This window comes from Pseudonocardia sp. OZ21 (genome assembly GCF_059359135.1).
The window spans coordinates 41,246-52,150 of sequence record NZ_JCADBN010000030.1 but is presented as its reverse complement, the minus strand read 5'-3'; the positions used below and the strand labels follow the sequence as shown (position 1 = coordinate 52,150).

The window sequence follows — 10,905 nt, the reverse complement described above, 5'->3', positions numbered from 1 at the left end:
ACCGTCGACGACCCGTGGGGCTTCGGCAACTCGCTGGAGTGGGCCACGAGCTGCCCGCCGCCGCGACACAACTTCACGGAGCTGCCGCGGATCCGCTCGGAGCGTCCGGCGTTCGAGCTGCACTACCCGCACCTGGTCGAGCGCTTCCGCGAGGAGGCGCACGTCGGCCACAGGCCGTCGCCGTACGAGGTGGCGGCCCAGAGCACCGGCGGGGAGACTCAGCCCGACAGCGACCCGCGCTCCCGGTGATGAGTTCTTCGGTCGCTAGAGCGGGTGGGCCGTTCACCGGCTCCGGGACACAGCCGCTCGACATTGCGGGAGAATTCCGGGCTTGCGGGATGGCGATGGTGACTCACCTACGCAGACCGGCCATTTCGAAGGACCGGTGCGAGTACCGCATCGGCCAGGCTCGGCCGGCCGCGCAGCGAGCAGAGGTCAATGGTCACCGGGGCACCACGAACAGCTGGGTCACGGTGAGCCCTCGGATGCTCTGATCACGACGACGACGTTCGTGGCAGGCGAGGAAGCGAGCGGGCGTGGTCGGGCACGCTGGTGTCGCCGGCCCCGGATATCGGGGGCGGGTCCCGAGCGGGTCGGGTTGATCGGGAGAATGCGTTCGCCGTCATCCGCTTCTCGGCCGATGTGGCAGGCACTTTCCCGCTCGAGCTCGACCGGAGAGGTGTGGATCTGGCGTTGATCGAGGTACTCGGCCCGGCGCCGACGGATTGACCCTCGGTCCGCTTCTACGCCCGAACGAATGCGGTGGCCCAGCCACTAGGTCGCAACGCTCCTCTGTCGGGATGTCCACCGGCGGCGTCCGGGTACGAGCACGTGCTGAGGGAGTTCTGACACGTGGCATCGGCGGTCGGACACAGGCGCAGCGCGACCGGCTCACTACTGGTGCCAGCACGGCCGGTCCACCGCCCCGCAGCGGCGGCTGTATCCCGCCGCCTCACGAGCGCGGCAAATCTCCGCCGCGATACCGGCGTCATGCATCTTGTTCGACGTGCTCGCCGTCGCAGCCCACGGACATCCGAGCCCGACTCGGCTCGCCGGGCCAAGCTCGATACTGGTGAGCGTGGAGCAGATGTGGAGCACGGTGCTGCGTTGGATGGCCCTGAGCGTGTGAGAGTGGCCATGGCGAAGTCCAGGTACGCGGCCATACGAATCCAGGCTGATGGCCACAGGAAGTCACATGTCCACCTCTCCGGTATCGATGGCGTGGTCGATCCAGCCGCAGGCCGCCCGGACCCTTGCTATCCGCTCGTGGACGTTGTCCGGTCGGAGAGGTTGCGGCTGACCGGTCCTACGGTGTGCCGGCACCGTGGTCAGCCGCGGCCTGCCCTGCCCACCGCTGCCCGGCGTGTGTCCGGGGTAGCGAGAGCGACGAACGCTGTTTCGACGGCCTCCGGATACGCCTGGGGCTTCCCGTGGCCGGCCAGTGCCCGGTAGATGCCGGATAGGTCGGGGCCCCACCCCTCGCGACGGGTTGATCAGTCCTGCGCCACGTTCGCCGCGGTCACATTCTCGATCACGCGGCCGAGTTTGGTCTTGGCTCGGGTCAGGTCCTGGATGCATGCGGCGATGCGGTCGCGTTCGATGATGAGCTGGTCGAGCATGGCGGGGGTCGCGACGCCGGTGCTCACGCACGGCAGGAGTTCGACGACGGTACGGCTGGAGAGGCCGGCCGCGAAGAGGTCCTGGATGAGCTGGACCCGCTTCAGGGCTTCGTCGGGATAGTCACGCTGCCCACCGGGCGTCCGCGCCGATTCCAGGAGCCGCTGTTCCTCGTAGTAGCGCAGGGCCCGCACGCTGACCCCTGACCGCCTGGCAAGCTGTCCGATGCGCATGACGCAGGTCACTCCCTTCCCGCTCGTACCTCACGTTGACGTCAGATTAGCTAGCGATACCGGCTCCGGGGGCAGCCCTGTGGGCCGATCGAACCGTTGCCGGCGCTGAGATTGATCATGACCCGGTGGCGGACCCGAGGGGCGTTCACGCGGTTCACGTACGCACGGCAGTCCTCGCGTCGTGCCGGGATCGCCGAGCCCGCCCGAGGGCACATGGGTGTCGACCGTGACGGGCGGCGTGATCCCTCGTAGTGGCGCAGGCCCCCACGCTCACCCCCGCCCGCTCGGCAACCTCACCCATCCGCGCCTGCCCTCCTCCGGCCGGGCGGCAGTTGCGACTTGCACCTCACGTCAACGTCAGGTTCTAGAGTGACGAGAGTCGGATGAACACGTCATTCCGGCCCGTCAAAGTAAGGCAGACCATTATGCGCGCAGCCCGGTTCCACGAATACGGCGGAACGGAGAGCCTGGTGATCGAGCAGGCCCCCGACCCCCGCCCCGGACCCGGTGAGATCCGTGTCCGCGTCGCGGCGGCCAGCGTCAATCCCATCGACTGGAAGCTGCGCGCCGGCGCCCTGCACCAGCTGATTCCCCTGGAGCTGCCCGCCATTCCCGGGCGCGACGGCGCCGGTGTGGTCGACGAGATCGGCGACGGGGTGCAGGGGGTGAGCATCGGCGACCGTGTCTTCGGACTGGGCGGTGTCACCGGGGCGACCGCAGAGCTGCTCATCCTCTCGGCCTGGGCGCACACCCCCGCCACGTGGAACGACGAGCAGGCCGCTGGTGCCGGTCTCGCGTCAGTGACCGCGATGCGTGGGCTCGACGCGCTCGGCTCCCTCGCGGGGCGCACCCTTCTCGTCGAGGGCGCCGCCGGAGGCGTGGGCAGCGCGGCGGTCGAGATCGCGGTGGCGCAAGGTGCCACTGTGATCGGGACAGCCAGTGAACGCAACCACGAGTTCCTCACCGCACTCGGCGCCGTTCCCACCACCTACGGCCCCGGCCTCGCGCAGCGTCTGTCCGCTCTCGCCCCGCGCGGAGTCGACATCGTGCTCGACACCGCGGCCTCCGGATCGCTGGACGACCTCGTCGCGATCACAGGTGACCCGAAGCGCGTCGCGACGGTCGCCGACCATGCGGGCGGGCAGCGCCTGGGCACGCATGTGGTCAACGCGGAGAACGATTCCACTCTCCTGTCCGCGGCGGCGGAACTGGGCGGGCAAGGCCGATACACACCCCGTATCGAACAGGCCTACCCCCTGGAGCGGATCGCCGACGCCCACGCGCACGCCGAGCGTGGGCGCACCCGAGGAAAGATCGTGATCTGCATCTGAACAGGCCCACGAGGTAGGTAACTCGCAACGTGCGGGCCTGCATCGCTGAGCACCGCTATCGGGAAGTCGAAGGTCGACGGGTCCACCGCCCGCACCGTCGCCCGGATCTGCCGGGCCGATTTGATCGTCATTGATGACATTGGCCTGCTGCCGGTCGACGGGGACGCCGCCGAAGCTTTCTACAGGATCATCGACGCCGCTTACGAACGTCGCAGCATCGCGGTGACCAGCAACATCCATGCTTCGGGCTTCGACACGATCATGCCGAAGACCCTCGCGGGCGCGAGCACCGACCGCCTCATGCACCACGCTCACCTCGTGACCACCACGGGCGACTCGCATCGCCTCGCCGAGGCCCTCGCCGGGAAGGGAGTGGTCCCCTTGAACTGACCCCCAGACGGGAACACCACTGGCCACACGCCTGGGCTTCTAATGGCCATCAGCCTGGACACCAGCGGCCACTCACCTGGGCATCTCAATGGCCGCTGACAGCGTGCTTGACATGCGCCGTGCTGCACAGCCAGAGCAGCGGAATCTCGATTTTCGCTGGTCAGAGGACTGCTGCGATGCAGGTTCAAATCCTGTCGTCCCGACGGTGTGATGGGCGGTTCCCTTTCGTCGGGGGAGCCGCCCATCAGCATTTCTACTCGCGGAAACGATCCACTGAGGTCCCTGGTAGCTCGTTGGGCTGTTGCTCGACATGATCTACAACGTCTGGAGCTTGGGACCCATCTGGGACCCGCCGAGGTGTCGGCAGACAAGGCGGCGGCGTCGGTGACGGCCTGCTGGTCCGGGTGCAGGTAGCGCTGGGTTGTCAGGATGGCGCCGTGCCCGGCGATCTTGCGCAAGTGGTGGACGCGTAACCATGTTCTGATCTGACTGCTGGCAGCACGGACGCCGACGGCGCCGGTTCGGCCTCGAGGTAGACGGTCGCGACTACCGTGCCGAGCACCCGGGCGTCGTCCTGGCCGGTAACGGTGGGTGAAAGCTCCACGTCGCTGATCGAGTTCGCGGCCCACGACCATCCCCGCGATCGGTGTGAGCACCTCCGCGGTGGCTTCTCGGTGAGCGAGGCGGTCGTCGCCCGATCTGCTGCGTCCCTGCGGGCGCCGGCGGCGTTGCCATGGGCCGCGCGGTGTCCCTCGGCCGGCTGCTGGCTATTGGTGGACGTGTGCTCGCTGACCGTCTCGGTCGAAGGCCATCACTAGTTCGGCCGGGCCGTCGAGCGCGCTCAGGGCGTGTGGCGTCATGGTCGCGAACTCGGCCGCTTCACCGGTCTCGACGTCGATCTGGCGGTCACCGAGCCACAGGCGCACCCGACCATGGATGACGACGAACCAGTCGTGGCCGGGGTGGACCCGCTGGCGAGGCTTGCCGGTGGTGTGCTCGAGCCGGATCTTCGCCGCCATGGTGCGCCCGTCGGGTCGGCTGAGCAGCCAGGTGGTCCGGGTGCCCTCGCGGTTGGGCGTCGGGCGGATGACCACGTCGTGGTTGTCTTCGACGTTCAGCAGTGCGTCGAGGCTCACCTGTAAGGCGGTGGCCAGGGGTAGCAGGACGTCGAGGCCGAGGGCTCGCTTGCCGGTCTCGACGCGGCTGATGGTGGACGGGCTGAGGCGCGTGCGCTCGGCCAGCTCGTCGAGCGAGTACCCCAGCGTGGTGCGCAGGCTGCGCAGCCGGGTACGAACCACCGTTTCGACGTCGGGATCCTCGCCCATTCCGTCACCTCCGGTCGCCTCTTGCGAATATTGCAAGGATACTTGCTGCTTCGTCCAGGAATCGTATCGTCGATGCCATGGCTGAGCACGCACATGAGTCGCACACACCACCGGGACAGATGGAACGGCACTGCGACGTCGCGGTCATCGGCGGATCGGCGGCCGGGCTGGCGGCCGCGCTGCAGCTCGTCCGGCAGCGCCGGTCGGTGGTGGTCGTCGACGACGGCACTCCCCGCAACGCCCCCGCCGCACACATGCACGGCTACCTCGGATCCGACGGCGCGCCACCGTCGGAGCTGATCGGTCGGGGGCGCGAGGAGGTCCGCAGCTACGGCGGGGAGATCCTCACCGGCCGGGCGCGGACCGTCGAGCGACGCGACGACGGCTGGTTCCGGGTCGAGGTCGGCGGCGGTCATGCCGTGGTGGCTCGCCGGGTGCTGGCGGCGACGGGGTTGGCCGACGAGCTTCCGGACATCGAGGGCCTGGCCGAGAGCTGGGGTACAGATGTGATCCACTGCCCGTTCTGCCACGGCTTCGAGGTGCGTGACCAGCGCATCGTGCAGATCGTCACGCACTCGATGGGACTGCATCCGGCACCGCTGTTCCGGCACCTCACGGACCGCTACTCCATCGTCGTGCACGACGCCTCCGAGCTCGACGACGGTGCCCTCGACGCGCTGGCCGCGGCCGGCACCGAGGCCGTCCGGACGCCGGTCCGCCGCGTCGTCACCCGAGAAGACGGCCGGGTCGCTGGCGTCGAGCTGGTCGACCGGCGCACGATCGAGGCCGACGCCGTGGTGGTGGCCCCGAGGTTCCGGGCCCGGGCGGACGTGTTCGCGACCGCTGGCCTGTCGACGGTCCCGCACGTCACCGGCGCTGGCGACGTGGTGGAGGTCGATCCGACGGGACAGACCTCGGTGCCCGGCCTGTACGCGGCGGGCAACGTGACCGACCCGAGCATGCAGGTGCTCCACGCCGCCGCACACGGCAGCCGCGTCGGCGCCATGATCGCGTTCGGCCTCGCCGACGACGACGTGCGCGCAGCCGCCCGACCGTCGGGCGACGAGACCGACTGGGACCATCGCTACGGGGGCGACGCGAGGATGTGGAGCGGCAACCCCAACGGGACGCTCGTGCACCAGGTGAGCAGCCTGGCCGCTGGCCGCGTACTCGACGTCGGGGCAGGAGAGGGCGGCGACGCCATCTGGCTAGCCGAGCAGGGCTGGAAGGTCACCGCCACCGACATATCCGCACACGCACTGGGCCGCGTCGCCGCCGAGGCCGGACGCCGCGGCCTCGACGTCGAGTGCCTGCATCGCGACGCCAACGCATCGGACGCGTTCGAGGTCGGCGGCTACGACCTCGTGTCGATGCAGTACGGCGCCGTCCATCGCACTCCCGACCGACGCGGTCTACGCAACCTGCTCGCCGCGGTCGCGCCCGGTGGCACCCTGCTCGTGGTCGGGCACGACCTGACGCCGATGCGCGAGCCGATCGACGTGGCCGAGCAGACCCGCATGTTCGACCCGGACGCCTACCTCGGTGTCGACGAGATCGCCGCCGTCCTGGCCGACGCATCGGGCTGGAAGATCGAGCTCCACGCGACGCGACCACGCCCACCCGGCGCGGTGTCGACCCACCACGTCGACGACGTCGTCCTGCGCGCCCGTCTCCTGCCGACTTGACGATCGGGATCCCCCGAAGCGGTGCCGGAGCTGGTCGACGTGTGGCGTACCGCACCGCGTCAAGCTGCCGATCCTCAGTTTCCGAGCGCTACCTCAGAACGGACCCGGCCCGACCGGCGAAGTGCTCAGCTTCTCGGGCGCGCTTCGGGGAGCGGGCGCGTCAGGGGACGCGGCGTGGGGCGACCGGCCGGAAGCGGTAGAGGTCGCTGTCGGCCGAGACGGGTCCGGTGGAGGAGCCCATGAGCAGGCGAGGGCCTCGGGCATGCCGTCGCGCCCGTACGCGAGCGAGCACCCGAGCACCTCGTAGTCGACGACCGGGCCGCCGCGCCCGACTCCGAGGTCGAAGCGGCCGCCCGAGAGGCGGTCGAGCAGCGTCGACTGCTCGGCGACGGCCGTCGGCGGGTGGGTCGGCAGGACACTGCGATTGCGTCCCGGTGCTCAGCCTCGGCTATCTCTTCGTCGTGCAGTGGCAGCTCGCGATGGCCGCGCTGGTCCCGCCGCTGGTCACAGAGGTCCTGTACGCGGTGATGATGAACGGCGGCGGGGAGAAGTTCCAGGAGTACGACCGCGCAGCTGTCGGGATCGTGACGGTGGAGTTCGTCCGCGGGATCGCCGTGGTCAAGCGGTACGGGCATCTCGGACGCAGCCACGGCCGCTACCGCGACGAGATGGGGGAGTACGTCCACTTGATCGGGCGGTGGACCGCCGACACGGCGGTGAAGTTCACGATCATCGAGCTCGCCTCCTCGCCGGTGGTGGTGCATAGCACGTGGACCGGGACGCCGGCGTCGGCCATCCATGTCAGGCCGGTGTGGCGCAGGGCGTGCCGTCGCAGGTGCTCGCTGCCGAGCTCACTGACGACCTCGTCCCAGTGGGTGGCGTCGCGAAGTACGGCGGTTGTGATTCGGCCATCGTGTTGCCGTACGAGATCGCGGACGTCGCCGATCAGCGGGACAGAGCTGCACCTAGAGAACGCGACACGGTGGCACCACTTGCGCGCTGTTTGCGGCGCCTGGGCCTGCCGGACCTGCCGCGGTTGGGCGGTCCTGCTCTACTGGGAGCTGAACCTGAAGAGTGGTGCCCTCTCCGGGCGGGCTGTACAGCGCCAGGCGACCGCCGAGCGCCTCGGCCCGATCCTTGAGGCCGGTGAGACCGGAGCCGCGGGTGACGTCGGCGCCGCCGCAGCCGTCGTCGCGGACGCGCACGTGCAGCACGCCCTCACCGGCGGCCACCTGGACCTCGGCAGCGGTGGCGTGCGCATGCTTGGCCACGTTGGTCAGCGCCTCGGCCACCACGTAGTAAGCGGCGGTCTCGACCGGCTCGGCCAGCCGCCCCTCCATTCGGACATCCAGTCGGGCCGGGACCGCAGAGCGGCGGGCCAGCGCCTTCAGCGCGGAGCTCAGCCCGCGCTCGGCCAGTTTGGCCGGGTGCAGGCCGTGGGCGATCTCGCGCAGCTCCTCCAGCACCTCGAGCAGCGCAGTGGCCACCGCGTCCAGCTGCCGCATGAGCTCACCGGCTCCGGACGGCGCGGCCCGCTGCACGGCTCGTAGCTGCAGGGCGAGGGAAACCAGGTGCTGCTGAGCGCCGTCGTGCAGGTTGCGCTCGATCCGGCGACGGGTGGCATCGGCGGTGGCCACGATCCGCGCCCGGGAGGCGGCCAGTTCTGCCTGGGCCTCGGCGTTGGCGATTGTGGTCGCGGCCAGCTCGGTGAACCCGGTCAGCCGCGCCTCGGTGCCCGCCGGCAGCGGCTCCTCTTGTGTGGATGAAACGACCATGGCGCCCCACAGGCGGCCCCCGGCGCTGACCGGCACGCCGACTGCCCCGCGGACGCCTAGCTCGCTGGCGACCTCGCAGTCCGGGCCCGAGGTGCCGGTGGAGCTGTCGATCCGCGCGGGAGCGCCGGTCTGGAACACCAGCGTGTACACGTTCTGCCCGCCGGGATTCAGTCGGGTCCCGGTGGGGACGGGGGTGTCGGTGCTGCTCCACGTGGCGACCAACCTTGCCGCGCCATCGGGGTCGTACCGGGTCATCCACGCGTGGTGGGCGCCCAGCAGCCGCCCGGCTTCCTCAGTGACGGCGGCAAACACCTCCTCCGGCGGCGTCGCCTGGGCCACCAGCGTCGCCACCCGCCGCAGCGCCGCCTGCTCCTCGGCGAACCAGCGCAGCTCGACCCGCGCCTGCGAGTTGGCGATCGCGGTGGCTACGAGCTCGGTGAACCCAGCCAGCCACGTCTCGGAGTCGGCCGGCAGCGGCTCCCCTTGCGGGGATGCGACGACCATGGCGCCCCACAGGCGGCCCTCGACGCTGACCGGCACGCCCACGACCGCGCCGTAACCGAACTCGCGGGCGAGGTCGGCGACGAGACCCGTAGCGTCGGTGGAGCTGTCGACCCGCGCGGGAGCGCCGGTCTGGAACACCAGCGTGCACACGTTCTGCCCGCCGGGATTCAGTCGGGTCCCGGTGGGGACGGGGGTGTCGGTGCTGCTCCACGTGGCGACCAACCTTGCCGCGCCATCGGGGTCGTACCGGGTCATCCACGCGTGGTGGGCGCCCAGCAGCCGCCCGGCTTCCTCAGTGACGGCGGCAAACACCTCCTCCGGCGGCGTCGCCTGGGCCACCAGCGTCGCCACCCGCCGCAGCGCCGCCTGCTCCCCGGCGATCCGGTCGCTCAGCTGAGTAACCATCAGGCCTCCGCTCCGGCGGCAACGACGCCGCCTCCTCACCAGACGCCCACAGCGCGCCCGTACGGCCCACAGCCAGAAGGCCGGCCGGGAACCGTCCGGGTGGACATGCCCCGTCACCGCCACCAGCCAGATCCAGCCGCGCCGATCACGTCGTCACCACCTGCCTGACCAGCGGCGACTACTCAAAACAGTACTGCAGACTGCCTTGGACGAGGAGATGTCCGATGGTCCGTACCGAGGTTGGGCCGATCGAACTAGCGATACCGCGTGATTGCAACGGCAGCTTCGAGCCGAAGATCGTGCCCAGAGTGACAGTGACCGGCCGAGGCGCAGCGTGTCGGCGGCCCGGCCCCATGTGCTCCGTGCTGTCGTGCGCCGGCAGATCCCCGTGTGAGGCCGAAGCGGATTCGTCCGGTTCAGCCAGGCCGTCACTACCCGAAGGCAGGTGGCCGGGGACATCGCGGACGACAGCGGCGCGGCGAGCGCGCTTGTGCCACTCCACCGGGAGCCTGCTGCGGTGCGCAGGAGGGCCGCCGGACTACGGAACGCTCTCCGGCGCCTGCGCGACACGCCTGTAGCCGGCATCGCACCGCGTGCCGAGTCCTCTGGACGAGGTTGTCCGAAATGCCGCGTTCAGACGTCGGCATCACGTCGTCAGGCTAGGATCGCCTCCGTGACGAGTGCCGGAGCCGAGTCTCCCGCGCGGCGCTTGACCGCCCGCGGCGCCCTCACCCGCGACCGTATCGTCCGAGCCGCGGCCGAGCTCATGCACGCCAACGGGGTCGCTGGCACGACGATGGACCAGGTGGTCGAGGCATCCGGTACCAGCAAGTCACAGCTCTACCACTACTTCGACGACAAGGACGCTCTGGTCACCGCGGTGATCAGAATGCAGACCGCAAGAGTGATGGAGCGGCACGAACCCCACCTCGAACAGCTCAGCTCATTGCAGGGTCTGCGGCGTTGGCGCGATGCGGTCGTTCGTTTCGTCGACGAGCGCCACGGAGCGCACGGCTGCGCGATCGGCTCGCTGGCCAGTGAGCTGGCGGATCAGTCGGAACCAGCGCGGATTCTGATCAACGCTGCGTTCCAGAACTGGGAGTCGTACCTCGCCGCGGGCATCCGCCGGATGCAGGACCGTGGCGAACTCGATGCCCGGGCCGACCCTGCCGAACTCGCCACCGGCATCGTGGCGGCCTACCAGGGCGGATACCTTCTCTCACAGTCCAGGCGAAGTGCACGGCCGATGGCACTGGCGCTCGATTTCGCGATCCGCAACGTGGAAGCCCTCGCGCTACCTCAGAAACGTGCATCCGGCGCAGCGAGCTGATCAGCTCAACCCCGGGGAAGCCCCACCAACACGCGGGCACACCAGTCCAGTACTGGCACATGTCGTGCGCCATCGCCAGCCCCGGGCGCGCCGCAGAATCAACCCGCCTGTCGAGTTGTCGCCCGGAACTGCTGGTCAACACCGGCACCGGACGACGGGCGAGTCTGCTCGCGCAGTCCAAGCCCTACCTGCACCCGCGCTGGCAGGAGGGCTGCGCCAACGCCGCCAAGCTGTTCGAGGAGATCACCGACCGCGGCTACACCGGCGGCCCCCAGATCCTGTGCGCCTACCTACGCCCGCTCCGGGCTGG

The 10,905-nt window shown here is 69.9% G+C and carries 9 protein-coding genes and 1 pseudogene; 5 read left to right on the top strand and 5 right to left on the bottom strand.

The genetic code is table 11. The annotated features are described in order from the left end of the window. Nucleotides 1–249, top strand: a pseudogene (locus AC5L35_RS36450) (cytochrome ubiquinol oxidase subunit I); the annotation flags it as partial. 1,244 nt (nucleotides 250–1,493) lie between these two features. Here the strand turns inward: AC5L35_RS36450 and AC5L35_RS36445 are convergent. Continuing rightward, nucleotides 1,494–1,850, bottom strand: coding sequence for a MerR family transcriptional regulator (locus AC5L35_RS36445; RefSeq protein WP_495064316.1), 357 nt, complete (start codon nucleotides 1,848–1,850; stop codon nucleotides 1,494–1,496). Nucleotides 1,851–2,275: 425 nt separating this feature from the next. Between AC5L35_RS36445 and AC5L35_RS36440 the strand changes: the two genes are divergently transcribed. Beyond that, nucleotides 2,276–3,181 carry an NADP-dependent oxidoreductase gene (locus AC5L35_RS36440; RefSeq protein WP_495064323.1) on the top strand — a complete coding sequence of 302 codons (906 nt, stop codon included), beginning with the start codon at nucleotides 2,276–2,278 and terminating at the stop codon, nucleotides 3,179–3,181. A gap of 45 nt (nucleotides 3,182–3,226) precedes the next feature. Further along, entirely contained in the window at nucleotides 3,227–3,571 is a 345-nt protein-coding gene (locus AC5L35_RS36435) for an ATP-binding protein (protein ID WP_495064322.1), read from the top strand. Between the two features lie 767 nt (nucleotides 3,572–4,338). Here AC5L35_RS36435 and AC5L35_RS36430 read toward each other — a convergent pair. Beyond that, nucleotides 4,339–4,896 carry a helix-turn-helix domain-containing protein gene (locus tag AC5L35_RS36430; RefSeq protein WP_495064315.1) on the bottom strand — a complete coding sequence of 186 codons (558 nt, stop codon included), beginning with the start codon at nucleotides 4,894–4,896 and terminating at the stop codon, nucleotides 4,339–4,341. Between the two features lie 77 nt (nucleotides 4,897–4,973). Here AC5L35_RS36430 and AC5L35_RS36425 point away from each other — a divergent pair, with 77 nt between their 5' ends. Further along, nucleotides 4,974–6,581, top strand: a complete 1,608-nt coding sequence (locus tag AC5L35_RS36425; RefSeq protein ID WP_495064314.1) for an FAD-dependent oxidoreductase — start codon at nucleotides 4,974–4,976, stop codon at nucleotides 6,579–6,581. A 93-nt stretch (nucleotides 6,582–6,674) separates the two neighbouring features. On the opposite strand, the gene AC5L35_RS36420 is transcribed toward AC5L35_RS36425, so the two are convergent. The 3 genes from AC5L35_RS36420 to AC5L35_RS36410 form a co-directional block, all read right to left on the bottom strand. Continuing rightward, complete coding sequence (locus AC5L35_RS36420; protein WP_495064321.1) at nucleotides 6,675–6,995, bottom strand: LLM class flavin-dependent oxidoreductase; 321 nt, start codon at nucleotides 6,993–6,995, stop codon at nucleotides 6,675–6,677. 241 nt (nucleotides 6,996–7,236) lie between these two features. Continuing rightward, nucleotides 7,237–7,377: a hypothetical protein gene (locus AC5L35_RS36415; protein ID WP_495064313.1), complete on the bottom strand. Its 141-nt coding sequence runs from the start codon at nucleotides 7,375–7,377 to the stop codon at nucleotides 7,237–7,239. A 169-nt stretch (nucleotides 7,378–7,546) separates the two neighbouring features. Then, nucleotides 7,547–9,265, bottom strand: coding sequence for a GAF domain-containing sensor histidine kinase (locus tag AC5L35_RS36410; protein ID WP_495064312.1), 1,719 nt, complete (start codon nucleotides 9,263–9,265; stop codon nucleotides 7,547–7,549). A 673-nt stretch (nucleotides 9,266–9,938) separates the two neighbouring features. Here AC5L35_RS36410 and AC5L35_RS36405 point away from each other — a divergent pair. Further along, nucleotides 9,939–10,595: a TetR/AcrR family transcriptional regulator gene (locus tag AC5L35_RS36405; RefSeq protein WP_495064311.1), complete on the top strand. Its 657-nt coding sequence runs from the start codon at nucleotides 9,939–9,941 to the stop codon at nucleotides 10,593–10,595. The last annotated feature ends 310 nt before the right edge of the window (nucleotides 10,596–10,905 follow it).

Coding starts and splice junctions, on each gene's coding strand:
- AC5L35_RS36445 (WP_495064316.1), bottom strand. CDS start 1,850: ATGCGCATCGGACAGCTTGCCAGGCGGTCAGGGGTCAGCGTGCGGGCC.
- AC5L35_RS36440 (WP_495064323.1), top strand. CDS start 2,276: ATGCGCGCAGCCCGGTTCCACGAATACGGCGGAACGGAGAGCCTGGTG.
- AC5L35_RS36430 (WP_495064315.1), bottom strand. CDS start 4,896: ATGGGCGAGGATCCCGACGTCGAAACGGTGGTTCGTACCCGGCTGCGC.
- AC5L35_RS36425 (WP_495064314.1), top strand. CDS start 4,974: ATGGCTGAGCACGCACATGAGTCGCACACACCACCGGGACAGATGGAA.
- AC5L35_RS36415 (WP_495064313.1), bottom strand. CDS start 7,377: ATGGCCGACGCCGGCGTCCCGGTCCACGTGCTATGCACCACCACCGGC.
- AC5L35_RS36410 (WP_495064312.1), bottom strand. CDS start 9,265: ATGGTTACTCAGCTGAGCGACCGGATCGCCGGGGAGCAGGCGGCGCTG.